The sequence below is a fragment of the Marinomonas mediterranea MMB-1 genome (genome assembly GCF_000192865.1).
Lineage (GTDB): Bacteria > Pseudomonadota > Gammaproteobacteria > Pseudomonadales > Marinomonadaceae > Marinomonas > Marinomonas mediterranea.
Map to the genome: position 1 here is coordinate 355,358 of NC_015276.1, position 26,906 is coordinate 382,263.

General features: G+C 45.4%; 25 protein-coding genes. 13 read left to right on the top strand and 12 right to left on the bottom strand.

What is annotated here, in order from left to right; all coding sequences use genetic code 11:
- Window positions 1–126 precede the first annotated feature (126 nt).
- A complete protein-coding gene (locus tag MARME_RS01735; protein WP_013659551.1) occupies window positions 127–1,734 on the top strand; it encodes a hypothetical protein in 1,608 nt (535 codons plus the stop codon).
- 41 nt (window positions 1,735–1,775) lie between these two features.
- Here the strand turns inward: MARME_RS01735 and MARME_RS01740 are convergent, their stop codons facing one another.
- The 6 genes from MARME_RS01740 to MARME_RS01765 all read right to left on the bottom strand — a co-directional run bounded on the left by MARME_RS01740 (window position 1,776) and on the right by MARME_RS01765 (window position 7,026).
- Window positions 1,776–2,675: an EamA family transporter gene (locus MARME_RS01740; RefSeq protein ID WP_013659552.1), complete on the bottom strand. Its 900-nt coding sequence runs from the start codon at window positions 2,673–2,675 to the stop codon at window positions 1,776–1,778.
- Window positions 2,676–2,837: 162 nt separating this feature from the next.
- Window positions 2,838–3,824 carry an isopenicillin N synthase family dioxygenase gene (locus MARME_RS01745; protein WP_013659553.1) on the bottom strand — a complete coding sequence of 329 codons (987 nt, stop codon included), beginning with the start codon at window positions 3,822–3,824 and terminating at the stop codon, window positions 2,838–2,840.
- A 114-nt stretch (window positions 3,825–3,938) separates the two neighbouring features.
- The gene (locus MARME_RS01750; RefSeq protein ID WP_013659554.1) at window positions 3,939–4,427 is read right to left on the bottom strand and encodes a nucleoside deaminase; all 489 of its coding nucleotides are present in this window, start codon (window positions 4,425–4,427) and stop codon (window positions 3,939–3,941) included.
- A 22-nt stretch (window positions 4,428–4,449) separates the two neighbouring features.
- Window positions 4,450–5,241, bottom strand: a complete 792-nt coding sequence (locus MARME_RS01755; RefSeq protein WP_013659555.1) for an ABC transporter permease — start codon at window positions 5,239–5,241, stop codon at window positions 4,450–4,452.
- A complete protein-coding gene (locus MARME_RS01760) occupies window positions 5,219–6,007 on the bottom strand; it encodes an ABC transporter ATP-binding protein (protein ID WP_013659556.1) in 789 nt (262 codons plus the stop codon). The genes MARME_RS01755 and MARME_RS01760 overlap by 23 nt, the downstream gene beginning before the upstream one ends.
- Window positions 6,008–6,042: 35 nt before the next feature.
- Window positions 6,043–7,026 (bottom strand): ABC transporter substrate-binding protein, encoded by a 984-nt coding sequence (locus MARME_RS01765; RefSeq protein WP_013659557.1) that lies wholly within the window; start codon window positions 7,024–7,026, stop codon window positions 6,043–6,045.
- Between the two features lie 583 nt (window positions 7,027–7,609).
- Here MARME_RS01765 and MARME_RS21265 point away from each other — a divergent pair.
- The 3 genes from MARME_RS21265 (at window position 7,610) to MARME_RS01780 (ending at window position 10,915) form a co-directional block, all read left to right on the top strand.
- Window positions 7,610–7,816 carry an Lrp/AsnC ligand binding domain-containing protein gene (locus tag MARME_RS21265; protein ID WP_049787737.1) on the top strand — a complete coding sequence of 69 codons (207 nt, stop codon included), beginning with the start codon at window positions 7,610–7,612 and terminating at the stop codon, window positions 7,814–7,816.
- 153 nt (window positions 7,817–7,969) lie between these two features.
- Complete coding sequence (locus tag MARME_RS01775) at window positions 7,970–8,944, top strand: tripartite tricarboxylate transporter substrate binding protein (protein ID WP_013659558.1); 975 nt, start codon at window positions 7,970–7,972, stop codon at window positions 8,942–8,944.
- A 15-nt stretch (window positions 8,945–8,959) separates the two neighbouring features.
- Entirely contained in the window at window positions 8,960–10,915 is a 1,956-nt protein-coding gene (locus tag MARME_RS01780; protein ID WP_013659559.1) for a tripartite tricarboxylate transporter permease, read from the top strand.
- Between the two features lie 67 nt (window positions 10,916–10,982).
- On the opposite strand, the gene MARME_RS01785 is transcribed toward MARME_RS01780, so the two are convergent.
- Window positions 10,983–11,897 carry a LysR family transcriptional regulator gene (locus MARME_RS01785; protein ID WP_013659560.1) on the bottom strand — a complete coding sequence of 305 codons (915 nt, stop codon included), beginning with the start codon at window positions 11,895–11,897 and terminating at the stop codon, window positions 10,983–10,985.
- 110 nt (window positions 11,898–12,007) lie between these two features.
- Here MARME_RS01785 and ttdA point away from each other — a divergent pair, with 110 nt between their 5' ends.
- Both ttdA and ttdB read left to right on the top strand, forming a co-directional pair.
- The gene (gene ttdA, locus MARME_RS01790; RefSeq protein WP_013659561.1) at window positions 12,008–12,907 is read left to right on the top strand and encodes a L(+)-tartrate dehydratase subunit alpha; all 900 of its coding nucleotides are present in this window, start codon (window positions 12,008–12,010) and stop codon (window positions 12,905–12,907) included.
- Window positions 12,904–13,512: a L(+)-tartrate dehydratase subunit beta gene (ttdB, locus tag MARME_RS01795; protein ID WP_013659562.1), complete on the top strand. Its 609-nt coding sequence runs from the start codon at window positions 12,904–12,906 to the stop codon at window positions 13,510–13,512. Before ttdA ends, ttdB begins: the two co-directional genes overlap by 4 nt.
- Window positions 13,513–13,593: 81 nt before the next feature.
- Here the strand turns inward: ttdB and MARME_RS01800 are convergent, their stop codons facing one another.
- Complete coding sequence (locus MARME_RS01800; RefSeq protein WP_013659563.1) at window positions 13,594–14,070, bottom strand: Lrp/AsnC family transcriptional regulator; 477 nt, start codon at window positions 14,068–14,070, stop codon at window positions 13,594–13,596.
- Window positions 14,071–14,205: 135 nt separating this feature from the next.
- Here MARME_RS01800 and MARME_RS01805 point away from each other — a divergent pair, with 135 nt between their 5' ends.
- The 4 genes from MARME_RS01805 to MARME_RS01820 all read left to right on the top strand — a co-directional run bounded on the left by MARME_RS01805 (window position 14,206) and on the right by MARME_RS01820 (window position 17,518).
- Complete coding sequence (locus MARME_RS01805) at window positions 14,206–15,111, top strand: DMT family transporter (RefSeq protein WP_013659564.1); 906 nt, start codon at window positions 14,206–14,208, stop codon at window positions 15,109–15,111.
- A gap of 85 nt (window positions 15,112–15,196) precedes the next feature.
- On the top strand, window positions 15,197–15,493 hold the full coding sequence (locus MARME_RS01810; protein ID WP_013659565.1) for a 4a-hydroxytetrahydrobiopterin dehydratase: 297 nt from the start codon (window positions 15,197–15,199) through the stop codon (window positions 15,491–15,493).
- 33 nt (window positions 15,494–15,526) lie between these two features.
- Window positions 15,527–16,858, top strand: coding sequence for a DUF2252 family protein (locus MARME_RS01815; RefSeq protein ID WP_013659566.1), 1,332 nt, complete (start codon window positions 15,527–15,529; stop codon window positions 16,856–16,858).
- A 96-nt stretch (window positions 16,859–16,954) separates the two neighbouring features.
- Window positions 16,955–17,518, top strand: coding sequence for a hypothetical protein (locus MARME_RS01820; RefSeq protein WP_013659567.1), 564 nt, complete (start codon window positions 16,955–16,957; stop codon window positions 17,516–17,518).
- 50 nt (window positions 17,519–17,568) lie between these two features.
- Here MARME_RS01820 and fliB read toward each other — a convergent pair whose 3' ends face one another.
- The 3 genes from fliB to MARME_RS01835 form a co-directional block, all read right to left on the bottom strand.
- On the bottom strand, window positions 17,569–18,765 hold the full coding sequence (gene fliB / locus MARME_RS01825; RefSeq protein WP_013659568.1) for a flagellin lysine-N-methylase: 1,197 nt from the start codon (window positions 18,763–18,765) through the stop codon (window positions 17,569–17,571).
- A gap of 126 nt (window positions 18,766–18,891) precedes the next feature.
- Window positions 18,892–19,827 carry a LysR family transcriptional regulator gene (locus MARME_RS01830; protein WP_223295001.1) on the bottom strand — a complete coding sequence of 312 codons (936 nt, stop codon included), beginning with the start codon at window positions 19,825–19,827 and terminating at the stop codon, window positions 18,892–18,894.
- An 18-nt stretch (window positions 19,828–19,845) separates the two neighbouring features.
- Window positions 19,846–20,772, bottom strand: a complete 927-nt coding sequence (locus MARME_RS01835) for a LysR family transcriptional regulator (protein ID WP_013659570.1) — start codon at window positions 20,770–20,772, stop codon at window positions 19,846–19,848.
- Window positions 20,773–20,931: 159 nt separating this feature from the next.
- On the opposite strand from MARME_RS01835, the gene MARME_RS01840 reads away from it, so the two are divergent.
- The 3 genes from MARME_RS01840 to MARME_RS01850 all read left to right on the top strand — a co-directional run bounded on the left by MARME_RS01840 (window position 20,932) and on the right by MARME_RS01850 (window position 23,875).
- A complete protein-coding gene (locus MARME_RS01840) occupies window positions 20,932–21,891 on the top strand; it encodes a DMT family transporter (protein WP_013659571.1) in 960 nt (319 codons plus the stop codon).
- A gap of 134 nt (window positions 21,892–22,025) precedes the next feature.
- The gene (locus tag MARME_RS01845; RefSeq protein WP_013659572.1) at window positions 22,026–22,391 is read left to right on the top strand and encodes a VOC family protein; all 366 of its coding nucleotides are present in this window, start codon (window positions 22,026–22,028) and stop codon (window positions 22,389–22,391) included.
- 248 nt (window positions 22,392–22,639) lie between these two features.
- On the top strand, window positions 22,640–23,875 hold the full coding sequence (locus MARME_RS01850) for a Zn-dependent hydrolase (protein ID WP_013659573.1): 1,236 nt from the start codon (window positions 22,640–22,642) through the stop codon (window positions 23,873–23,875).
- Here the strand turns inward: MARME_RS01850 and MARME_RS01855 are convergent.
- Window positions 23,872–26,877, bottom strand: coding sequence for a hypothetical protein (locus MARME_RS01855; RefSeq protein WP_013659574.1), 3,006 nt, complete (start codon window positions 26,875–26,877; stop codon window positions 23,872–23,874). The two genes, MARME_RS01850 and MARME_RS01855, sit on opposite strands and share 4 nt — an antisense overlap.
- Between the last annotated feature and the right edge of the window lie 29 nt (window positions 26,878–26,906).

Genomic DNA, 26,906 nt, shown 5'->3' on the forward strand with positions numbered 1-26,906 from the left:
TATAGTTATTTCATACATGCAATTTGGTTATTTTAAGGCGTTCTTATTTGGTTTGTGAGAGTGTTTTAAAGATAGAGTGTTTAGTCGAGCGTCTCTTGTTGGGCGCGTCTTGTTGAGAGAGTCGCTATGCAGAAATTGTCACTTAGTGTTGTTTTTATCACAGTATCACTCGCAGGATGCGATTTAGACGGCTCAGGAAGTTCGAGCTCTTCATCAAACTCTTCTAGTTCTTCGGTTGCGGTTGAAATGGAAGGCAAATTTCCTACAGGGCTTTCTGTCGCATCGCCTTTGCAACGCTCTTCAAGCGCGACAACGGCATCTCGGATGCTAAACAGAACGGCATCAGATGCGAAGTACAGTATGGAAGCAATTTCCACGGAAATTGAAGCTGTAAGTGCCAGCGCATCCGCTTTTTCTTCAAAGTTTGATATTTCTCACTTCTTTACGGATGTTGGCAGTGCAGAGTGTTTCGGTCCCGCGGTGCCTTATGCGAATCACCCTGATGGAACGGCGGGTAATTCAGGGACACTTCCTTCAGGTGATGTGGGCATTTGGACAGAAACAAATGGATCAACGAACGAGGCCTGTGCGGCAGCCGAGCTGAATGCACAAATGCGCGGAGCCGCAAACCGAACCTTTATGTCCATGATGAGCTTTGCTGGATTATTGGCAGTCGCACGACTCGATGGTGTTTCATTGCCTACTGCTGGTGGTACGCCGGTCGATCTGAGCAGCTCACTCAGCTCTAGAATGCCATCCTCTATTTCGGTTACAACGGCACAGTTGAGTCAAAGCAGTGCGGGTGTTTGGTCGTATACGCTGGAGTTTGAATATACCGATTCAACGCCACCAACGGGCGCAACGACACCTCAAACCATTGGTCTTAGAATGGAACACACGCCAGGGTCGTCATCAACGGCGTACGAAGGGGTGATTCAATATCAAATGGACGATTATTACAGCCCTTCAGGAAATTGTACTGCTGACACACACGGTGGTGCCAATATCACCCACAATGGCTCGCTTCATTATAAACGTAACGGCGATAATATCGTGACTCAGCATAGATACGGTAATTTGTGCGGGCATGATCAGACTAACTTCTCAGAAGCCATTACGGGTAAGACACTGCAACACTTGAGCCCTACGAGTGCATGGGATAATAACTTTTCTATTTTAACCGCAGAGTTTGATCGAACAGACCGAAGCGGCTCTTACGCTTATACATGGCAAGCGGGATTTGGTGATGGCAGCTCACGAATATTGTTCGTTGGCTTGAACTCTGGTGGCAACGATGGTGAGTCTTACTATGGGTATGGCGATTCAGTGAATGCGTCCACGAGTGGCGATATTACAGGGCTTTACTGTAATTGGGCCGGGCCTGGAACTCATACATTACATGCTTATGCTCAACGCCAGTTCTTGTCCTACTCTAGCTCAAGTAACCAGTACGAACTGAGCAGTTCGGCCTCAAGTAATATTCGATATGCTCCGACGACGTCCTGTCTCTACGAGACTGAAGTAACAGGAAATGAATTCCGCTACGACAGAGACATTGATAGCGTACTCACAGATGAAACTGATGTTACTGCGTTAGTTTACTCAAGTGGTTCTGCGCCAACAGGCTACAATGACTTGGATTTAATGAGCCCAACGATAGGAAGCACAACGTACACCTCGATTATGGACGCCATTGTTAATGGCCGACACTTTAGTAAGCCGACCTATCCCTAAGTTGGTAAAAAATAAACCACTTTAACCTGAAAAGCCCATACTTATTCAAGTACGGGCTTTTTATTTATATGTGGGGCTTTGACCGGATAGGACAGTATCGCTAAGCCTGCCAAAATAGCGCTGGAACCAATCACCTCCATGCTTGAAAGCGCTTCTTCGTAGATTGCCCATCCAAAGAATAATCCAGATACAGGCACGAGTAATGAGTAAGGGGTGACATTTCCTAGCCCATAACGCATTATGGCCCACGTCCAGATGCCATATCCGATAATCGTTGTTATCAATGACTGAAAAACAATGGATAGCCAACCATTTAATGATGGCATCGGGATCAGCTGCTGTGTGTCGATCATTCCAGAAGACGCATATTGCTGTATGGCTGCGATAACAAGTGTCGGTACGGGGACGAAAGCGCTCGACCAAACAATAAAGCTAATGGGCCTGTCTGGTTTATAGAGACGAATGATCGCATTGCAGCCTGTCCAGCTGAGTGCTGCAACAAACATAAGCGCAATACCTATAACAGGAACGGATTCACCGCGGTACATAACCACCAGAAGAAAGCCGATAAACGCGACTAAGACCCCGATACTTTTTACCATTGGGAGGCGCTCTTTAAAGAATATAACCGCCATGATAAGCGTCATAAACACGGCGGATTGCATCAGGATAGAAGACAAACCTGCTGGCGTTCCGAGCGCGACGGCAAGGTTCACTACTCCCCACATTCCAATGCCAAAAAGGAGCCCATGTAAGGCAATCATAGACATAGGTACGTTAGGACGTTTAAGAAAGAACGCTAATGGCAATGCGGTAAACGTAAATCTTAGACAGGTCATCATCACAGGATCCATGTGTTCTGCCCCCCAACGAATGACAACAAAGTTAAAACCCCATATTAGGGGAATAAACATAACGAGTAGGCGAGCATATAGCGGCATGACCAAATTCCAAGTTTTTGTAGACGACGTATGACGATAGCGTACAGGCCAATCTGAAAGTAGAGTCAGATAGCGGCAATACCTCGTCAAACTGTATGGTTGGAAGACGATAAGGTCAGTTATAAGTAACCTGAAACCATACAGCTGGCAGTGCGACCAATTTTAATAGTCGGCTTTGGTAAAATTCGCTTGGATTCTCATGTTTAAAAAATCTTTGGCTGTTATCGGTGGATAGCGCTTGTCTGGGCCTTGTATCGTCTGTTCTTTGTTTGCCTGACAAAAAAACGCGATAGAGTGTCGACTGCCACAGTATTCGTCTTTTAAAGGCATACGAACACGATGAAAGTTTGATTTGAGCCGATCATCACTCCATCTCATTAACATGTCGCCTATGTTGCAGGTCACAACATTGCTTCTTGGAGGAATGCTTGTCCAGCTTTGGCTGTCGATCTCTTTTCCTGGGCAAACCTGCAATCCACCATGCCCTTCATGCTGAAACAGCAAGGTAAGACAATCAAAATCTGTATGGGCGCCTGCTCGCCAAATGTTCTCTTGTTGATCGACGCCCTCGGTTGGAAAATAATGCAATAAACGCAGAGTGCTTTGATAATCCGGCTTATTCGGATCATGAGCGTCTGAAAAGAAGTCGTGCTCAAAGCCCAGCTTGTCGGCAAAACAAGACAGGACCTTCATGCCTAATGACCAGCACTTATTTTCGAACGTCATCATATTATGCTGAAAGGCGGGTAATTCCTCTTCTGTTGGCCAGAGGTCTTGCATATGGAATTGCGTAATTTGGTAGGACTCTTTTTGGTCTGCCGTTCCTGTGGAAGGCCTGATTTGGCTGCGACTTTCCCAACCCGCGTTGATGCCTTTCGGTCTTAGATATCGCTCTTTCACTTTTTTTTTGAGGTTGAAGAATCGGTTTGATTCAAAAAATGCCGCATCGATTTCGCTTTTAGAAATCCCGTGATGGCTGAGTTGAAAAAAACCTATTTCGGTCGCAGCGGACCAGAGCTGTTCTGTGATTTCACTTCGGCGTTGTTCAAAGTTGCTTAAATCGATGACTCGTATTTCTCTGTCATTGGCTTCTTTGCCTGCGTTACCAACAGCAGATTCTCTATTTAATTCTTCAAGTGAATAGGTCATTACGTTCTCCATTTACATGTCGATACCGTTGTCTCTCTATCGCGGTATAGGATGAATGGAGCAATGACCTAGTGTGACCCACCTGCCAGCTTCTACTCCTCGTGTATTTTTGTTTTACCACACCCCTTCTTGGAGTTTTGCTGCTTCGTCTTCAAGGCAAGGACCGAGGACTTCAACGTCGCGTTGCCCTGAATTAAAAACGGTTCGACACGGTAAATCTAATGTCGGGTTTTCGGGGTGATTACCTGTGATGCGTTTTAATCGGGCTTCACTTAAACCGTAAACAACACGACCTACACCCGCCCAATAAGCCGAACCTGCACACATCGCGCAAGGCTCAGCAGAAATATAGAGCGTGCATTTCGCCAAAAAGTCAGGCCGATAGGCTTTACTGGCTCGTGTCATAAGTTTGCGTTCAGCGTGCCCCGTCATGTCCAAATCCGGCAGATAACCGTTGATCTGATCCATAAGTATCTGCCCTTGATCATCGGCGAGAATCGCAGCAAATGGGTGAATCCCTTTCTGCTTTGCATCTTCAGCTAATCGGAAGGTTTTTTTCAGTAGTTGAGTGTCTATTTCGTTTAGTTCATTCGCTGAATTCATAGTCATTCTCACGCATTATTCGTTATTTTTTCTTCGGTAAACTCCAAGGGAAAAAGTACATTTGTATCCATTGCACGGATTTAAATAGCAACAAACTGATTGCGGCTAAAAAGATCAGTCCAGCAAACGCCTGTGGTATTTTGAAAAACGATGTTGAGAATTGAATGAAATACCCAAGCCCTTTTTCTGCTGCGACAAATTCGGCGACAACCGCGCCAATAATGGCGAGGGTAATGGACACTCGTAAGCCGCTAAAAATATGAGGAATTGCATACGGGATCCGGATCTGCCACGTTTCACGATATCTTGGCGCGCGTAAAGATTGGCTTAATTCAATCATTTCGGGTGGTGTTTCTAACATGCCTGTTGTTGTTGAAACGACCAATGGAAAAAACGTAATCAAACAGGTGATTAATACTCTAGAAGGATCGTCTGTGCCGAGTAATACAATGATCAAGGGTGCAACGGCGACAACAGGCGTCGATTGAATGACAATCAGAGCAGGATATAAGGTTCTATTTAAGAGCTCAGATCGAATCATGCCAATTGAAAGTGGTATCGCAATTAGAATCGACAAGGCAAAACCCATTAGTGCAACACGCAATGTCGCCCAGAGGTGGGTAAGCCATCGAGAAATCTCTACGTCGAAAAAAGCCGAAACAATGGCAGAAGGTGCCGGTAATATATAATTCGGCACGTTGCCTACCTGACAAACAAGTTCCCACAACGCAATTAAGACGATGAAGAAAAGCGCAGGAGCAAATCGATAGAGTTGCCGCCCTAAAGCGCTTTTAGGCAGGGACGCTTGGCTCATATATATGTCCTCTAATGGTGTCAGTTAATGCGACAAATTTGGGATCGTTAATTGTTTTCGATGTACGTGGTCTGGGGAGGTCTACCTTAATGAGGTCCAACACTGAGCCCGGGCGCTTACTCATGACCAGTATTCGATCAGCAAGCAATACCGCTTCATTAATCGAATGAGTGATAAAGAGCACTGTTTTTGGCTTTTCATGCCAAATTTTGAGTAAATCGAATCCGATTTGTTCTCTTGTTAATGCATCCAGTGCCGAAAAGGGTTCATCCATTAATAATATGTCTGGGTTGAGCAATAACGCCCGAACAATACCCACTCGCTGTTGCATACCACCGGAGAGCTCATCGGGCATTTTTTCTGAAAATTGACTGAGCCCGGCCATATTTAGTAATTCGTCAGCGCGCTTTTCGTCGTCTTTGGAGTACCTTCCGTATTTGTGCTTCAAAGGAAATAAAACATTCTTTTTCACATTTAACCAAGGAAGAAGGTTCGCCTTTTGAAAGACGATCCCGACATCGTCACGAGGCTCAACAACCGGATTATTAAAAATACTGACAGAGCCGTGGGACGGGATAAGTAAACCCGCGACCATGCGTAAAAGAGTGGATTTACCGCAACCGGAAGGTCCAACCACCGCCACAAATTCGTGGCGGTGGATATTGAGGTTGATATCTTGCACTGCCATGGGGGCGTTTGGCGATAAGTCGTACTTATGTCCAACGCCCTCCATGCAGACAAACGCGGTTTGCTGTTGGGAAGTCATGTACTGCTCCTAATCAAATGAACTGTTTGTCAGTATTAATCAGGCAAATAGTTCAAATTGACGGCGTCTTTCGGATCAAGTGCATCCGTTGAAAGAGAATTCGCTTCAGCGACGTAGTCCCAGGTTTGCATTAGGCGAGTTTGCTCAAATTGACCAAAACCATCCTTTTCCGTGACATCGTTGTAAACAAGGTTTGTAATGCTCTTAATTTGAGCAGCTGCAATGCCAGCGTCGACCTCAGGTACCATATTGTGTAACGCTTCACCTGCCTTGTCTGGGTAGGAGTAGGTAAACTCAATCGACTTTTTGTACGCTTTAATAAAGCGTTTTGCGACGTCTGGACGCTCTTCTAAGAAGCGTTCAGACGCTAAAAGTGAGGAACTGTACAGAGACAAGCCAGCACTAGACCAAGGCAGTTCTACGATCTCTTTTCCTGCTTCAGCGGCTTGCGAAGTAAACAGCGCGGTATTCGTTACCCAAGCAATAATGGCATCCGTATTACCTGTAATCATCATCGGGCCGAGTGCACCAGGGTCTGATTTAACCAGCTTGATATCACTTTCGGACAGGTCATTCTCTTTCAATACAAGTGGCAAAAAGGCATTCGAAGAAGTGAAAGGCGACGTTGCGACTTTTTTGCCTTCCAGCTTCTCAATTGAATCGATACCGCTACTCTTGAGTGCAAAAAACGCATGCGGAGCTTGAGTGAAGTAAGGTAAGACCGCCACGACAGGCACATCTTCTTGTGCCTTAGCGGCCATCAGTGCGCCGATATCAGAGCTGCCGATATCAGATTGACCTGTTGCCATCTTAGTTAACGCGTCGGTTGAGCCTCGTCCACTGGCAATGCTTACATCAAGGTCTAAGGCTTCAAAAAAACCTTCTTGAATACCAACGTACACAGGGGCTTTATCCCCTCCGGGTAGCCAATCCAATTGGAACGTTACCTTGTCTGCCGCGAAGGCTGACGTGGCGCTGACTAAACTGGCTAAAAGGGATAAACGTAACACTGACTTCATGTTGAATGCTCCGAGACGTAATGATAAATGTGTAAAAATGCCCTCGCACTTAGGCGGGTGACGCTTTAGTTTCAGATATCAATTTAGGAGCAACATTTGTTCCATGTTGTGCGGGATTGCAAATTGTTGTTTTTAACCTTTTGAAATATAAAGAATAAATAACCTCTTTTTTGTTATGGAATTGTGTTTTTGAGGTTTAATAAGATACGTCATAGTGGATTATGGCGCACCAATTTAGCAGTTAGAGCGCACTTCAAAGCACTTAGAAAGGGCGATCGTATAAGGCTTTCTTTGGCTTTAATGCCGATGCCACAGACCAATTAAACTTTACGGCACATACGCAAAGGAGTATTAGAACTACGCCGGCAATCGGGGTTAAAGAGATGTGTGGACCAAAAGCCAAATGGTCAACAATCAGAGCAGTGATTGGATAGATGAAAGATAAAATGGCGATCAGGCTGGTGGGCAGCTTAAGCGCCTTGTAGAAACAGGTGTTATCTCTGGGTATCGTGTTGAGGTTGATCCTGAAAAAGCAGGCTATAGTTTAACGGCGATCGTTCGTATTCGGCAACTGTCAGGAAAAATGAAAGAACTCGAAGCGTTACTTACGTCGATTCCACAGTTTATTGAGTGTGATCGAGTGACGGGAGAGGACTGTTTTTATGGGCGATTGTGTCTAAGAGATATTCATGAATTGGACGATATACTGATGAATATTAATGAAATTGCTGAGACGAGTACGTCCATCGTGAAAGCGACGCCTATAAAGCGACGAGCGGCGCCTGTTTAAATGCGGTTTCGTATGGCCAATTTTTATTTGTGCCTGTGTTGTTTGATTATTGAAAAAAAGTAAATAAAGATTTAACCCTCAGAAGGCGTAAGGCCATTCGCATATGGTTATAGTGTTTTTGCCAATCCTAAAAAAATTATAAAGGGTAAAATAATGAATAAAAATAAATTCGCTCGACTTTCAAAGCCATTACTAGCCGCTGTTACTGCCGGCCTCGTATCATTTTCAGCAGCATCCATTGCGGATGACTACCCATCCAAACCCATTAACTACATTCTGCCTTTTAATGCAGGCGGAGAATCTGATTTATCAGCACGCTTTCAGCAAACCGTGTTTGAAAAACATGCGGGTGTAAAAACGGTTATTCAATACATGCCGGGTGCTGGTGGAGCCGTCGCTTGGTCTCAGCTTAATGGAATGGAGGCAGACGGGCATACTGTGATGGGTATTAATATCCCTCATACGATTATGCAGCCAATCGTGAAAGATTCTGGTTATAAAACAGAAGAACTGACGCCCGTATATTATTTCCATTACACGCCAAATGCGATCTTCGTTCCAGCGAACAGCAAATTTAAAACGCTGAGTGATTTGACCTCATTCGCGAAGAAAAACCCAGGAATGGTAACGTTTGCAGGTTCCGGTTCCAACTCAGCTAACCATATCGGCCAGACTTTATTTGATAAGTTTACCGGCCTAACGACAACGTATGTTCCTTTTAGCGGTATTGGGCCTGCAATGACTTCACTGATGGGCAACCAGCTAACAGCAGGTTTTGCCTACGCTACGTCGGGCGCAAGTGCAGGCGATAAACTCAGAATGTTGGCTGTTTCTTCAGAAAAACGCTTGTCTGCTTTTCCGGATGTACCGACGTTCAAAGAGCTTGGCATTAACTTAGTCGGCGGTGCGTATCGTGGTGTTGCCGTACCAAAATCGACACCAGAAGACGTACGCATGAAGTTGTCTAATATTATCGGTGAAATTAACAAAGATCCTGAGTTTGTTAAGAAAATGGAAGATAATGGGTTCGTGTTAACGGATATTTCTTACAAAGAAATGGATGCCTTCCTAGAAGCGAATCAAAAAGAATATCAAGGAGTCGCTGAGCTACTTGGTTTAACTAAGTAAGCGCGGGAGCACATCATGGACCTACTCAGCTATTTAGTGGAAGCCCTGACTCCACTTAATTTGATGTTAGCACTGGTCGGTGTCATTGCAGGTACTGTGATTGGTGCGATGCCAGGGCTTTCTGCGACAATGGCGGTTGCCGTGTTAGTGCCATTTACCTATGTGATGGGGCCCGCTTCGGGTCTCATCGTATTGGGTGCTATTTATACGGGAGCAATATATGGCGGAGCGTTCGCCGCTATTCTGGTAAATACGCCGGGCACTCCTTCCGCAATCGCGACGACCTTTGACGGTTACCCTATGGCAAAACAAGGGAAAGGCGCGCTTGCGATTTCTCTAGCGACTTTTGCCTCTGTCGGAGGGGGACTCGTAGGAGGAATCGCACTCTTGCTGCTTGCTCCACCACTTGCCGAAGTTGCGCTGGCGTTTGGCCCCGCGGAATACTTTTGGATGGCGGTATTTGGCCTGACGCTGATTTCAGCCTTGTCTGTCGGTAATACACTAAAAGGCCTCATAGGCGCGTGCATCGGCTTAATTTTGTCCACAGTCGGTGTCGCCGTTGTGGGCGGAGACGTACGCTTTACGTTTGATCAAGTTTCCTTATTAGGAGGCATCGACATTACATCAGCGATTATCGGGCTGTATTGTATGCCGGTAATCATAGATCTCGTAGCAACGAAAACGCCGCACCTCAACTTTGCTTCCGCTTCGGGTGAGTCATCTCTGACGTCGGCATTTCAGCTGATTATTAAGCGTAAATTTAATTTATTTCGCAGTTCCGTAATTGGCACAATCGTGGGCATTTTACCGGGAGCGGGTGGTTCTATTGCTGGGTTGGTTTCGTATACTGAAGCGCGTCGTAGTTCTAAAGAATCGGAGCAGTTTGGTAAAGGCGCACCGGATGGCATTATCGCGACGGAATCGGCTAATAATGCGACAGTAGGTGGAGGGTTTATCCCGACGTTAGTGCTTGGGATTCCAGGAACGCCACCAGATGCCATTATATTAGGGGCTCTTTTGGTTCAAGGAATCAAAACAGGCCCGACGCTTTTCACCGAGCAGGGAAGTATTGTTTATACTTTCATCTATGGTTTGTTGATCGCAACGTTATTAATGCTTCCTGTTGGGTTAATCCTCGGTAAATATGCGTACAAATCGATAGCGAAAACACCAAAGCAGTTGCTTGTGCCTACTGTAGCATTCCTTACCGTTATTGGTAGTTATGCAATTCACAGTAATCCACATGATACCTTTGTTATGTTCTCTTTGGGTGTTGTTGCATGGGTATTGTCGAAGTTTGGTTTCAGTGCTTCGCCCATTGTATTGGGGCTGGTGCTCGGAAAAATTGCCGAACAGGGCTTTGTTCAAACCTATTTAATTGGCTCCGCGCAGGGGCGAGTGCTCGAAATGTTCTTTGGACGGCCGATATCAATAGGAATCATTCTTTGTGCGATCTTTGCATTGGTGTTTCCTCTTTGGATGGCACGCAAAAAAAAGGTTGTAACTCAAGACACGACGTTGAACCACAAAACATCCAATATTGTGATGACTGGGTTGGTTATGGTTGTGGGTGGTGTATTGCTTACGCAAATGGGCGGAATGTCACCTTTGGGTTCTGTTTTCCCAAGCTACATACTTTATGCAATGTTAGGTATTGCGGCGTTGTTGCTTGTTAAAAGTCTTAAGAGTTCGAGTGAGACGAAGTTTTCTGAACTCTGTGTCGTTCCCAATGGGCGTCAGTTAGGGGTGATCGTTGTTGTTGGCGGTTGGACTTTGTCTATGTCGACATTAGGTTTTGCGCTTTCATCGTTACTCGCATTTACATTGATTATGTTAATTGCAAATTTCGATAAACCTAAAATGATTCCCATGCTTAAAAATGTGTCGGTTTCAGTGGTTATAGTTGGAGCATTCTACCTGTTGATGAAAGAGGTTCTTCTTCTGCGTATGCCAGAAGGCTTACTCTTCTAAGACGTGGTTTAGAAGGTCTAGAACGCTTTAGCACCGCTTGATCTTAAGCACGTAACAAAGAAAGGTCCTACCAAAAGGATCTTTCTTTGTTTTCGCTGTTAAGAAATGAATCTTGAAGATAATCCAAAAAGCGCGTTAGCTTTGCCGATTGGTTTTGTCTTTCCATATAAACAGCGTAGATGTCGGCCTCGGGGGTTTCATAGTCTTCCAAGACGATTTCAAGCTTGCCTTGGCGTATGTATTTTGCCAAATCCCATTCCGCACGCATGACCAAACCGTGGCCGTCAATCGCCCACCGCAATGCGATTTCTCCATCATTGGTTACCATGTTGGCTTTTACTTTGATAACCTCTTCTTTACCGTTTTTATAGAAACGCCACGCGCTTGCAACTTGTTGATTTTGTTTGATAATGATGCAGTTATGCTCAGCAAGATCTGCGGGGCTATTGGGTTTGGGATAACGTTTTAGATAACTTGGCGCAGCGCAGACTAAACGTCTGTTTGGGGCTATTTTTCGTGCAATGACACGAGAATCTGGGGCTTGCCCAAATCGAATACAAACATCAATGGAATCGTCGGGAAGCGTCATTGGTCGATCTGTCAGCATGAGTTGTATCTCAACAGCTGGGTTCTCGGATAGAAATTCTGAAAGAATGGGGGCAATGTAGGTTCTTCCAAAACCTAGTGGCGCATTAACACGTAGGAGGCCTCTTGGTGTACTTCTGCGCTTGGTAATGACCGCTTCCATCTCTTCGATCTGTTCTTTAATGTTCTTTATGTACTCTAAATAGACCTCTCCTTCATTGGTCAAACTTACTTTTCGAGTTGTGCGGTTAACGAGCCGAACTCCCAGACGAGATTCTAAATTAGTGAGTCTTTTCGTAACGGCAGAGGGCGTTAAGTTGAGCTCGCGTGCGGTGGCTGAAAGCGCTCCATTTCTTGCCAGAGAAATAAAGAAATCATACTCAGAAGTCGGGTCCACTGTTGCCTCCAGGGAAAAAGTGTCTGTCTTTTATTTTTAACTGATTTTATGCCAGAACCCTAGAATCATATCACCAGCCTATCGTAAAAAACCAATAATAAGGGGGAGATATGGGCAACGAGCAATCCATAGAACACATGTCGGATGTAATGAGTAGGTTCACCAGCTACATCGGCAAACGATTACCTACAGACGTAAAGAAAAAGCAGGCCGAGTTAAGAAAGAAAGAAAAAAACCCGATGGCCATTGAAATTTACGACACAATGGCAGAAAACCAAGAAGCGGCAGATAAGCTCGATAGACCGAGCTGTCAGGATACAGGCGTTATTCAGTATTTTCTTAAAGTTGGAGCCAAGTTTCCTTTGATTGGAGAGTTAGAGGAAATTCTACGTGCCGCAACGTTAGGTGCGACTGAAAGAGGGCCTCTTCGACACAATGCGGTCGAGACGTTTGATGAGAAAAATACCGGTACGAACACGGGGTCTAATATTCCTTGGTTAGACTGGGAAATTCTTCCGAATGAAGATACCGCAGAAATCGAAGTGTACATGGCTGGCGGTGGTTGTACATTACCAGGCCACGCAAAAGTATTGATGCCGGGGCAAGGGTATGAAGGCGTCGCGGATTTTGTTTTTGACGTAATTACCTCGCGAGGCGTTAACGCGTGCCCTCCATTGTTGGTTGGAGTCGGTGTGTCAACTTCCGTTGAAACGGCAGCACGTTTGTCGAAAAAAGCGATCTTGCGTCCTGTTGATACAAGCAACCCGAACGCTAATGCAGCCTTAATGGAAGAGTTATTAGAAGAAGGGCTTAATGAAGTTGGCATCGGGCCTCAAGGGTTAACGGGTGACAACACAGTAATGGGTGTGAACATCGAATCGTCTGCACGCCACCCTTCAACGATTGGTGTTGCTGTATCAACGGGTTGTTGGGCGCATCGTCGTGGAACCATTAAATTTAATGCCGACCTGAGCTACGAAATCATCTCTCACGAGGGTGTAACGCTATGAAAAAAATCTTAACAACGCCGATTACCGATGAGGCACTAGCGGACCTAAATGTAGGGGATATCGTGTATCTGACAGGTCACCTTGTAACCTGTCGTGATGTTGCTCACCGTCGACTTATTGAGCTGAAACAGCAGCTTCCGGTTGATGTACGCGGCGGGGCTATTTTTCATGCGGGCCCAATTGTTCGTGAGAAAGACGACGGATCGTTTGAAATGGTTTCCATTGGCCCAACGACCAGTATGCGAATGGAAAAATTTGAGCGTCAGTTTATTGAAGAAACCGGCGTTAAAATGATCATTGGTAAAGGTGGAATGGGCGAAGAAACCGCTGCAGGGTGTTTGGAAAACAATGCTGTACACGCCGTATTCCCAGGTGGCTGTGCTGTTGTTGCTGCCACAAAGGTTGAAGCCATAGAAGCGGCTGAGTGGCGTGATTTAGGTATGCCTGAAACGCTTTGGGTAAATCGTGTTAAAGAGTTTGGTCCTCTGATCATCTCCATCGATACCAAAGGCAATAACATATTCGAAGAAAACAAGAAGACCTTTAATGAACGTAAAGGCGCGATTCTTGAGCGAATTCACGAGAAGGTGAAGTTCATAAAATAGAATCGTTATATTGCGGTTTAGAGGACTCACTTATACGCGTTGCGAACCAAATGGCACCCATTGGGTTTCGTAGCGCGTATTTTAAGTGATCGTTCTTTTGTCTTTTCTTATCGGGTATTCCAATCCTACTTTTACATTTTGCATCGCGATATTGGAATAAAACTTATGAATGTTCTTATCGTTAAGAAGTAGGTCTCGCGTAATTTCTTCATAATGTTGTAAGCTATCGGCTTTTACAATGAGAATGAAGTCATTTTCTCCTGCAACGTAATAACATTGCTGCACACAGTTGAAGGATTGTGTTTTCTTTTGGAAAGCGTCGATAACGTCCGTTCCGCCGCGTTTCATGGCGACTTCAATAATGACTGTAACGGCGCTTCCGAGCTTCGCTTCGTTAACCACGGCGATTTCTTTATCGATTATCCCCGTTTCTTTGAGCTTCTTTATGCGCCGTTGTACTGCCGTTGCGGACAATCCGATTTCTATTCCGAGTGTTTCCGTTGTTATCCGACTGTTTCGTTGCAATCGATCAAGTATTTCCAAATCAAAATTGTCCATAGTGCTCTCATGTGCAGAAAATCTTCTTAAAGTTTGAAAAAACGCAGTTAATCTTCTGAAGCTGTTAATGTTAGCCGCGAAACGAATGTTAAACGAGTTAGACTGTATAGCATAACTAAGAAAGGAGTAGAGGCAATGCAGAGTTCAGATAACAACACAATTAAAGGGATTTCGCTGGGGGTACTAGCGTCCCTAATATGGGGAAGTTGGCCAGTATTTTCAAAAGTCGCCTCGCTTCAACATCTGTCGCCTGTTGATATTGTGACATTGCGTTTTATTGTCTCGGGCGTTTTACTCCTGCCAATCCTGATCTATCAAGCCGTTAAGCTGAAGTATTTGTTTAGTAAAGGCTTGTTATTGGCGATAGGAGCCGGAGCGCCATATGCTTATTTGGCGACCACTGGGATTACGTATTCTTCAAGTGCCCATTTTGGCGCGATTGGTCCGAGTACTATGCTGGTGTTTTCTACGTTGGGCAGTATTTTTTTATTTAAGGAAAAAATATCGCTAGCACGAGGATTAGGCATCAGTCTTATTTTGGCGGGCGTCGTGCTGATAGCTAGCCGCAGTTTTAGTGACGGGAGCGAAATTAATCACGCTGTGCTGATGGGCGATTTTATGTTTGTGGGTTGTGGCGCTTTGTGGGCATCTTTCACCCTATTTAGCAAATACTGGAAAATTCCTTCTTGGGTGGCAACCGCTATGGTCTCAGTGGTGTCTGGTATCGCTTGTATTCCCTTTACGGCTCAGGTTGTGCAGGAGGTTCCGATTGAACTTATTTTGCAGCATGGTTTTTATCAAGGCGTGCTTGCCGCGATCGTTGCTTTGTATTGCTATGCGAAAAGTGTCAGTTACCTCGGTGCATCAAGAGGAGCGATATTCGCTGCGTTTGTCCCGCCTGTGGCATTGATTTTGGGTGTCATCATCTTGGGTGAGACGATTAACTTGACCGAGTCCGTTGGTCTAACGGCGGTGTGTGTTGGAATGCTCTTTGCCTTAGGTTTAATTCGAATGCCGATTATTAAATCCAGAGCGGTTTAGAATGTTTGCTCTATTAGCGGTATAGAGCGGCATAAAGTTGTCTAAACTTATGGCGACGACCCTAACCCAATTTAATGGATGAACTATGAACAAATTATCAGAAGAGCAAATTGTCGCGGCGTTAATCGATCTTAATCAGCCATTGGACAGTCCGTGGCATATTGAAAATGAAAAACTGACGAAACAGTTTCAATTTAAGAATTTTTCTCAAGCATTTGGATTTATGACAGAATGTGCTTTGAGTGCCGAGAAATTGAACCATCATCCAGAATGGTTCAATGTGTATAACAAGGTGAATATCCAGCTTACGACCCATGATGTTGGTGGCATTTCTGAGCGTGACTTTGAGTTAGCTCGGACAATGGAGTCGGCGGCCAAGTAACGAAAGCAACGAAAGTAACGAATTGGAGTGTCCATGCCAGATAGAGTAGAAGAGCTAAACCAGGTGATGACCCGTGTTGATGGTGTGCAGCCAGGCTCTGGGTTGGAAAAACATCGAAAAATGGCCGTTAGCCCTTTTGTTATGCTGCGTGGTGCGTCGTCTGTCTTTTACCGCGACTTAGCCCACTCTAAAGTGGAATTGCCTCATGGAATCAATCAGTGGCCGCAAGCCATGATCATGGGGGATTGCCACATTTCCAACTTCGGCTTTTTCAGTGAAGAAGGTTCTCACGGTGAAGAGGTGATTTTTGCACCGAATGACTTTGATGATGCGTGCGTTGGCTTCGCAGGCTGGGATCTCCTTCGCTTTGGTGTGAGTTTGATCTTAGCTGCAGATCATTGTCAGGGCGTCTTAGCGGGTCGTTATGTTCCGTTAGAACCGCTTTCTAAAAGCAAAGTTGTGGACGATGCAGCGGTACAAAACGCATTGCTGTTATTTATCCATGGTTATCGTTCGGCGTGTGAAAAGTTAGTCGAAAAAACATGGGATTACAGCCATGTTCTCAACGGGGTTGATAATGAGCACATTCTGTTTAAACCAGAGCAAAAAGCCATAAAGCGCATGGATTTAGGGGAAGACTTCTTAATCAAAAGCTCGCTTGCGAAAGCGGTAGACTTAAGCGTTGATTTAAATGAGCAGTCACCGCGTTTTCGCGATATCTCGGATAGGTTTAGTCGAATAGAGTGTGCGGAATATCGAGAATTAGAGAAAGCATTTGCGCCGTATGTCGATGATTCGATTTTGGACATTGTTGTGAGGCTCGGTGCGGGGACAGGCTCGGTCAACATGACACGTTACTATTTACTTGTTGGCCCCAATCCATTGCTCTCAAAAGCAGAAATAAGCCTTTGTCATATTGTCGAAGTAAAGAAACAGCGAGCTGCGGCTCCCTTGTATGAGTTTCATGACCTGAGCCCGATTAATCAACTTAATCCCGCCCACTTAACCGTTAATTGTCAGCGCCGTATGCAGCGTAACCCTGACCTTGTGTTAGACGACGTGATGTGGAAAAAAGCGCCTTGGCTGGTGCGCTCTCGACATCACGCTCGGGTAGGGATCGACCCAGAAGACATTGCCTGTGGTAAGCGAGCTGAAAAAGGTGGTTTCGCGGATTATGCCGAAGCATGTGGCGTCGTGCTCGCACTGGCTCATGCTCGTTCAGATCGTCGCTCCAATCAGTTTGAAAAAGCCGTAGTAGAAACCTCTAGCGAGGCTTGGGATGGGTTAATCCAATCGCAGCGAGACTATGCCAAGCAGGTGACAAGTGATTGGGAATGGTTAAGGTCTGTTGAGGCTCACGGATAGCTTTTATTAGTGACTAACTGTCTGTCGTTGATTTGCTTACTGAAAATTGACAGAATGCGCCCTTGTTTTTATCAATATCTCAAGGATTGTAAGGAAATGAACAAAATACGAAGTATAGTATCTGCTATTGCGATGTCGATTGGCGTTGTTCTATTGGTGGGGTGTAAGTCGCTACCTCAACCTGAAGAGGGATACGAGACCCTAGTATTAGCGCCTTTCGAAGCGAATATTAAGGCTAAGACCAATGGTTATTTAGTGACTCATTTTATCCTGAATAATGATCCCAATTTATCGATCTTAATTGACCCACCATCAGGTGTTAACGACTTTAATGTCAATGACACTATTCCAGCGGGTGAGTATGAAGTGACAGGCTATCGTATTGATGCCGCTTCGAGAAATAGAATTCGTGCGTCGGGCGGCAAAGGAAAAGTTTATCCTTTGCAAGACGGAAAAACGATTCCTTTAATTGTAAAGAATGGTGAAATGACCATTTTCCCTATCACTGTCGAATATGAGCTAAAACATGACAAAGATGCTGGTCGTGTACGTACACACATTGACTTTCATGCTCAAGATTCTGAAGAACGTGAAGAGTTAATAAAGCGTGCTTTAGAGATGGAAAATGCCGACAAATGGGTTTTGTCTAACCAATACTAAAGTGTTAGCGCAATAGGAAAGCGACACTTTCCTATTGCGATTTCTTAACATCACATTTGATTAAACTGCCATAGATCATCAAGACCTTCTTCGCTTACTACATTGCGCAGTGCTCTTTCCATGGCGCCTGAACGCTCATGGTTAATCTTCCTACAGTAATTGTATACCCAGTCCACTATCCACTTTTTTTTTGGTGTTAGGTCTTCTTGAGTCACGCTATGAACCGCTTGGATCACCAAGTGTAATCGCAATGCTAACGTGCGCGCACAGAGAGTATGAAACCACTCTGTTAGGTTTTCTCCGTAGTCTTTTCCGATCGAGGTTTCAGAAATAAACGGAAAACCACAGCGAGTCATTTCCGCTGCGACAAATCGCTTTAACGTGGTTTGAATCCACACGCTATCAAGCTCACTATGATATTGCTTTAAAAGAGGCTGGATTTTTACACGTGTTGGCTCTGATTGTTCTGAAATAACCTCAAATGATTGAACGGCCTGTTGGCGAGGAAGGTCAGAAGCGCTGGGACGATCAAGATGCTCCAGTAATGTTCCAAGTAACATGGTGACTTTTTCATAATGTCTGATGCTATCGTCAGAGTCGATCTGAACGTCGTTAATGTTCTTAAGGTCGCATGCGAATAAGATCTCTGGCCATGCATCCATTGGCGACGATTCCAACCTTGGGATGACAGTTTGCAATGAATAAAGCGTGCTCTCAATGTTGTATTGCTCATCGAGAACTAAGGTAAGCAGACTGGAAAGGGTGCTTTTCCAGTTCGCATCTGTAATAGATAATGCGTTACTTTTTGGTATGTCTTCACCACCGCTGTGGTTATCTGGCAGCTTGCTTTCGACGATGTCAAAAGGACGTTTGTCAAACAGACACTTGCGGGTTATTTCCGGACAGCTCATGGTGCCACCTTTGGTAAAATGTTGTCCAATTGAGCGGTACAGACGAGGAAAGTTGATACAGGTATTAGAAAGAACGGATTCACCATAGTCTCGGTGAATCGAGCAAAGGCCGCCGTCATTACCAGCACAAGTCGAGTCTTTTCGAGACATGATATAGCCGCCATTATCTTTGGCGATGATGTTGAAAATATCAGGGTAATTGTTGCGATACGTTTCTACTTGCTTGTCGTCGATGGCAATACGCCAATCCCCGCTGCAACAATTGTCCTCGCATGCATCCGCGAGGCAGTTGAACTCTTCAATGTAATTAAATCCGAACGTCGTTTGTGGCTGCATGCTCTTGTCCCGTCATCTAAATGTCCTGATCTAGGTGGAAGAATCGCAGCGAAAGTTCAGTGTAGAGTCATGAAATAAACGATTTAATGCGTGATGTTAGATTGCTTGGCGTTTGATTCTTAGGTGTTAGATGTTAGGGAACGGGATGTGCTCAAGTACAACATCGCGACAGAGGTTTCTGAGCCAAGTACTGCCTGCATCTTGCGCAACGGTTTTAGGCCAGCCGATGGAGTAATTGGTGTTTTTGAACTCATAAGGCAGCTTTTGAATCGTTAAACTGAACGGGTCTTTGAAGCGCTCTGCTAACAGTTTGCTCGTTGTCATTAACAATTGGGTTTTTCCGACGGCTTCGAGAGCGGCGGTAAAGTAAGGTGTTTTGAGAGCAAAATGACGCCTTTTGGCGTGTTCGCCCAAGGCAAAATCCGTGATGGCTTTGGCGTTTTGACCAATGTTTACAAGCACATGCTTGTAAGAGAGGTAATCTTCGAGGCTAATGCTTTCTTGATTGGCAAGAGGGTGTTGCTTAGACATAACGCAGCCAAATTGTTCATGACCTAAACGCTCGACATCGTAATGATTTGGCAACATAAAAAGCTCACTGAACAAAACTACATCGATTAGAGAGTCCGTTTCATCAACCGCGATGTTTCCTTTAAACGCGCTGGTTTCTAATGTTGCGTTGGGTGCTTCGGTATAAAAGCGCTCTGCGATAAATGGCAGGTAGGCTTGTGATTGATAATGGGACGTCTTTATTCGAAATGTTCGGTTGGAGTTGGCTGGTATAAACTCTTGATCTTGAGCGAGTTGAGACAATTGCTCGATCATCTGTCTAACAGGCGCTTCAAGCCTTAATGCAGTGGCCGTGGGTTCCATTCCTGTCGCGGTTCGTATAAACAAAGGGTCGTTAAATGCGCTTCTAAGGCGGTTAAGTAGGCGACTCATGGCGGACTGACTGATAAACAAACGATCCGACGCTTTGCTCACATTCCGCTCTTCCAACAGGTATAGGAGCCCCGTTAGGGATTTTAAGTCCATGTGCAGTAAAGGGTTCGGGAGCATCATAAGCCTCGGAAATGGTGTTTAATCGTCTGAGAGTACATGCGCGATTCGTGGTGTCGAAAACTCAATAAAGCGACGAATTTGTATGGGAACATATCTGGATTGTGAATATTGTGCAAACACCTCACCTTGATAGGTTCCTGAAAAATGCCAGTCCTGTAGTAATGGAATGAACATTTCACTTTCTAACTCTTCTTTTACTGCAAACTCTGGGAACGCTGAAATCCCCATGTGTCTGAGTACCGCTTCTTTGCGAATCTCTGAGTGATTGCTGGAAAAATTTCCCTGAGTTTTCACTTTTTCCGTATGCCCTGACTGATCGAAGTACCAGATATGGTCGCCTTCGAACTCTCCGAGGGATATGCAGTTGTGTTGGGTCAGGTCTTCCGGTCTAGAGGGAATTTGCTTTCGCTTTAAGTAAGTTGGGCTGGCACATATTACTTGTTTAACATTAGCTACTTTTCGTGCCACCAAGCCGTCGATAGGCTGGTTGGTTAATCGGTAAATGAGATCGACCTCACCACTAGAAGGATCAATAATATGGTCAGATGCAGTGACTTTTAGGGTCAATGTTGGGTTCGCTTCCATAAACTCAAACACGATCGAGGCCAGTATGAGCTTTGTGAATGCTTTGGGCGCGGCGATGCGTAGCTCACCGGTTAAGTGATTTTGTCGAGACTGTGTTATGTCTACCGCTGACTTTGCCGAGTTAAGCATATTCTTTGCTGATTCAAATACTTCTCGTCCGATTGAGTTCACCGCAACACGGCGAGTGGTTCTCTCCAATAATTTTGTCGTTAAACCGGTTTCGAGTTTTGAAATTGTCCGACTGATGGAAGAGGGAGGTAAACCTAACTTCTTCCCAGCATTGGTAAAGCTGCCTTCTTCTACGACAGCGACGAATACGGCTAACTCGGGCAGCAGTTCAAGCAATTGATTCGGTGTCATAGGAAAAGAGGCCTCGTGTTTTTATTATGTCGTACGTAGTCGAATATTAATGCTACTTGAGCAATACAGTTTTCTATTTTTACCCAATTGTTGTTCTAAAGATATCAATTAATATGCCATGACGCTCTTATGTGTGAGCGTTGAGATGGAGAAACGACAATGAGATTAACGCAATACTATTTTCAAACAACGAAACTGCCGCTCACGGAGTTGATGTTGCTCGCTGTAGCGATTGTGTGGGGCACGAGCTATGGTCTAACGAAAGAAGCATTGCTCTATACTGGGGTTTTTACTTTTATCGCATTACGTTTTGGCATTACGTTTCTATTGTTACTGCCACATGTGCTACGAGCATCATGGCAAGGGCTGAACAAAGACTGGGTGCGATCACTTCCAACTGGTGTGATTCTGCTTTCAATCTTTCTGTGTGAAGTAATGGGAATTGCGTTAACAAGCGCGACCAATGCGGCGATTTTAATTAGCCTCTCCATGATAATGACAGCGTTTGTTGAGAGTTTGACTCGTCGACAGTGGGTGTCTAAACCGTTGTTTTTGACTTCAATCACCAGTGTCATCGGTGTCGCATTGTTGGCGTTTAATCGACTGGATGCCACAGAGCGATTTTCACTGACGGTGCTTTTTGATCTGAACAGTGGTGATTATTTAATACTGATGGCCGCTTTTCTAAGAGCCGTAATGGTGACGACCACCAAATATCTTGTAGAGGGGAGAAGAATTACCTCCTTAAGTCTCACCGCGGCGCAGTCGTTCATTGTGTCATTGGGGGCGATTGTTTTGGCGGCTGTGTTTAATGATGCTGTGTTCGCTGGAATCAGGATCGAACATGTGTCTTTTGCTCTACCGTCTTCGCAGGACTTCTGGTTGATTACGGCGTATTTGATTATTTTCGCAACCTTGTTTGCGTTCTTTGCGCAAAACTACGCGGTGAGGAAGGTGTCCTCTACCAAAGTGGCATTGCTAATGGGAAGCGAGCCGCTTTTTGGTGCAGTGTTCGCGAGTGTCTGGTTGAATGAGTCTTTAAGTGCCTATCAAATGGTTGGTGCAGCTATGATTATTATCAGTGTACTTTATATCTCTCTTAAAAATGAGAAAGAATAGCGCAATGTTTAAATGGTAGCCATTTGTTACTGTTCTTCCATGATATAACCCCATTTCGTGCAGGCTTATAGCATTAATCGCTGATATGTTTAAAATAACATTCATTAGAATAATTTTAATGCTGTGAGGTAGTTATGAACCTAAGTGCGGCTCGTGTCTTCGTTAGCGATATTGAAGATGCAAAGGCCTTCTATGAGAACATAGGGCTAGCGCTAGAGTGTTACAACCCAGACGCTCAAGTGTGTATTTTTAATACAGGGAAAACAAAGCTCATACTGGAATCGGTTTCAGAAAATGAACCGGAATTCGAGCAATCACTGCTTGGTCGATTTACCGGGTTGTCATTTGATACCTGTGATATCACTGAAAAATACGAACGACTGCGTTCTTCGGGGGTCGAGTTTAAGGGCCTGCCAGAGCAACAAAATTGGGGGGGATGGCTAGCGACTTTTCTCGATCCGTCAGGAAACGAATTACAACTGGTTCAGTATACGGATTAGCGCACCTCTCGCCTTCTTACCTCACACGTCCTCTTCTTTGATATTCGTCTCTCCGCACAGACGAATATCAAATGCTCTCTATTAAATTTTAAATTCACTCTTTTGAATTTCTTTTTTCCTGTGCTGTGTTCTTTTGCGCTCTTCCTATAGAGTGCGTTTTGAACAGAACGCACGTTTCTAGTCGATCCTATGTCTTAAATTGGCCTGCTTGTTGCTGCTTATTCTCTATCGCGGATGGGAGTGAAAAAATGTCAGATTTACGGATCAATCAGGAACGTCTTTGGGCGTCTTTGATGGAAATGGCTAAAATCGGTGCCACAAAAAAAGGAGGTTGCAATCGGCTTGCAGGAACCGATCTCGATAAGCAAGCGCGAGATTTATTCGTTTCTTGGTGTGAAGAAGCGGGTTGCGATGTTTATATCGATAAAATAGGCAATATATTTGCCAGACGAGCGGGAGATGATAACCATGCGCCTGCGGTCGCAACAGGCAGTCACTTAGATACGCAGCCTACCGGGGGTAAGTTTGATGGCGTGTTTGGCGTTCTGGCTGGTGTCGAGGTGCTACGAACACTGCATGAAAATAACATACAAACGCCCACAGCTATGGAGTTTTCCGTTTGGACTAATGAAGAAGGGTCAAGATTTCAACCAGCGATGCAAGGCTCCGGTGTGTATGCAGGTCGATTTGATTTAGCGACGGAGTTAAACAAAACCGATGCAAATGGTATTCGACTTGGCGATGAACTGAAACGAATTGGTTACTTAGGAGAGGAAGAAATAGGCAGTCGTCCTATAGGAGCCTTTTTTGAAGCACATATAGAGCAAGGCCCTATACTTGAAGACGAACATAAAGCCATTGGCGTCGTGCGCCTAGGTCAAGGTATTCGTTGGTACAATGTTGAAGTGAACGGACGAGAGAGTCACTCTGGTACGACGCCCATGCATTTGCGACAGGATGCGATGGTGCCAGCTTCTCTAATCATTGCAGAACTAGAGCAAATCGCATTGCGACATGAGAATGGCTTGGGCACAACCGGATTTATGCAGGTTTACCCGAATTCTCGAAATACCATACCGGGCAAGGTATCTTTCAGCGCGGAACTGCGCAACCCATCGTCAGACACACTGCTTACTATGCATCAGGAGTTGATTTCTTTTTGTGAGACACTGGCGCGAGATCGGAACCTTGATATCAAGGTGGACCCATTTTGGTACTTCGCCCCTGTTGAGTTTAGTGCATCGGATGATGTAAAAGCGGCGACGCAGTTACTCGGTTATAGTCATATGGATATCTATTCTGGGGCGGGGCACGATGCTTGTTATATGGCGGATCTAGTGCCGACGGGGATGATTTTCATTCCGTGTGAAAATGGCATTAGTCACAACGAAATCGAATACAGCTCACCCGAGCAGTGCGCAGCGGGCGCCAATGTTTTGCTGCATTCGATGTTGCAGGCAAGCGAGCGGATCGTGAAACGTTAGCTTTTATAGCCGAGATCCATTCTGAGCTGACTGAGTTTGCTGTCCATTCTGTTTTGTTTCGCATCGCTGATGGTTTGGACATCACCGCCTGACGTTGAATGGAAGCTTTCAGCTGCCGTATGTTCGCGCTTCTCGAACCGTTCTAGGCAAGCGGTCGCCTTATTTAGGTCACCTTTGTCAGCGAGTCGCTGCATTAAATTGAGTTGTGTGCTGTTGTCTAGCGTACTGAACAGGGCACTCAGCGTGGTTTCTTTTTGGGAAGGTGTAGCTTTTTGGAAAACCTCATCCGGGATCGCGAGGAGTTGTTGTGGTGTTCCCGACCAACCGGGAAGTCGCAGAATGGCCGAGGTAAGCGATTGCAGCCCTCGTAATCGCTGATTTTTTGACGCACTTTTCATATCAGCCATGCTCATGTGTGCTTGCAGTGCCAACACACCTGATCGCCCAGCAGAAGAGACGCCAGGTAGGCCAGACTGAATCAAGCCATTTAACAGCTCGTCAACGATGGGTCTGTCTTTCCCTAATGTCCATTGTTCTGGTTTTGTTGATCGCGTAATCATTTCCCCAAGGTGATTGATTACGGACGTTATTTTATTGAGCGTTAAACCGCGCTCTCCATTTTGAAGCTGTTTTAGTCGTAAGGAATCTGGGGAGAGTGTCAGCCGTTCTGCATCCGACGTTTTCGGTTTTTCGAGTTGGCCTGCAACATGCAGCTTTTGCCATAGAGCGGGTTTGACGTGCGGTGGAATCCGCACCGACTTTATTGCTTCATTCGCCAGATCATGTATGAGTGTTCGTGCATGTTGGCAGCTCCAAGCTTGCTTGTCTTTTTTCATTAAGAGGCTCGGCGCGTAAAACTGTTCAACCAGCTCCGCTTGACTCTCTTGCCCAAAAGACAGACGAACAGATTGTTGATTGTCTACGGGGATCATAGTGCGGGTTGTTTGATTGAAGCCGAAGCTGTCACGAGCGGGCGTGTATAAACCGCTTAGGTGACTGTTTCGGTTCAGAGGAATGTCTTTTTGACCGCTTTCGAGATTTAAGGACAGTGAGTGGGGTTGACTGTTCTGAGTGAGCAGCCCAAAGGGCAAATGAGCTTCACTATAATCGAATGTTTGATGAACCTTTTGGCCGTTAAATAGGTTCTTATTATCCGGCTCTGTTTTTCCATTAAACAGATGTTTAGCGGTAAACGTGCTGTTTTCTACTGCCCTATCGACGAGATTAAACTCGTGATCTCGACAGCCTAAAAGGAGAGTCAGTAACTGGCCATCGTTGTTGGCCATCAAATTTATGTCTTTCTCTATGCCGTTCAAATAGTCGTTGGCTCGCTTTAAATCAGGATCATCAGCGGACAGTATACCGATTCCTCCTGCCATGACTTTTGCTGTGCCCAGGTTAGCGAATTTCTGATAACTCTTGCAGACGATGATTTTGAGCTTATTTTGCGCAATGTCGTCGCCGAATTGCTGGCATAGCGTGTCTATGTCCCCTCGTTTTTCTAACGTCGCGTCGAGAATACAATACAGCGGTTGGCTTGTTGTGCTGTTGTTTGTAATAGCGTTGTTAGCCGTGCTGTGTTGGTTTGTTTGCCTTAATTTTTGTTTTAACGCAGAGGAGACTGCATCAATGTCCCACGCTAGATCGCCTGCTTTTCTAGGCGTGCTGTGATTGAGTGTCGCGTAGACGGTTGCGGCATTGTCAGACTCAACCATACGGTGGTATCGAAGTTGCTCTACTTCATAGTAGACGGGGCTTGTACCATGTTTGGATGTCGATAATTCTTCTACGTTTGGGTTGCCAGTAAGGTGTTCTGCAATTTCAAATGCCAGAGTCAATGCACCCATGCCTGAGCTGGCAAGATGGACGCGAGGCTCGGGAACGGAAGCGGGTAAAGCGTCTGAGCTGAGTAATGCTTTAGAAATCTGATGCAAGTCGTCGCTGTCATAAGGTTTTGTGGTACTTAGACTAACCTGAAGCTCCTCTATCAGCGCTTGGTAAGCATTATTAAACTTACGACTGTCGTGACACAGTTCGGGGAGCGAGTCCGCAATGGCCTTCATGGACGATAAACTGTTTGCCAAAATAGGGTTTTGTGCATGGACATCCATCGTCGCTTTTGCGTCGAATACGTCGATAAGCTGGTCGATTAAATCTGCCGCTGTGTGAGCCAGCTTAGCAGACCCGATGCCATCAGGGATAGCTCTAAGCCGATCGCTGACATTGTGCGAGAGCGTTTGAAACGAATCCAGTAGATCTTGATTATTTATCTTAGGGTCCGGCACGAAGCGCTGGCTTTGTGTCGCCGAGGTGACAACAAAGGCCGAAGGTCGTGCGCCATAAACATCCACTAGTTTTCGAGCGGCGCCAACACTTGCTTGATGTTGAAACTCTAGCGCGTACATCCCCGTTTTTAGTGGCTTTAAGTGCTTCTCTAAGTGTTGTTCAGGCGTGCCACTGATGTCTTTCGTGCCTCTGAAATGTTCTAGGATTTGTCCGGCCGCATGACGACTGTTCACGAACAGCGCGGGTTTTTTACGGCGACCACAAACCGACCGATAGACCGCATCGCATGCATCTTTGTAGTCAAAAGACGGATTGTCCCTAAGATAATCCGACTCCAAATCGTTAATAAGGGTCAGCTGGTTTAGATGGTCTTTTGAAGGGCGATCAGGCGATGCGAAGGTGAGTCCGTATTGGGCGACAATCTCTTCCGTACCTTTTAATTTCGCTAAGTCGTTTTTGCGGCTTTGCGAGTAATTTGCACCGCTTGCACCTTCTAAATTCACCGTATGATCAAAACGTAAATGTCGATGCGCACTCTGTTGGAGTGCTTTTTCCGTTTGAGTCAGATCAATGAGCCTTTTCTTGAGCTGATTCTTACGTAGCTGGCTGTCTGTGTCATCCTGCCCGTTTACTGGTCTTTGATGAGGCTCAGACGACCGAGTGTGCGAAAACGTATGAGATCTAACAAGTGCATTGGTCGGCGTGGGTATTGTCACGGTGGTCATACCTAAAGAAGTGTTTGAAC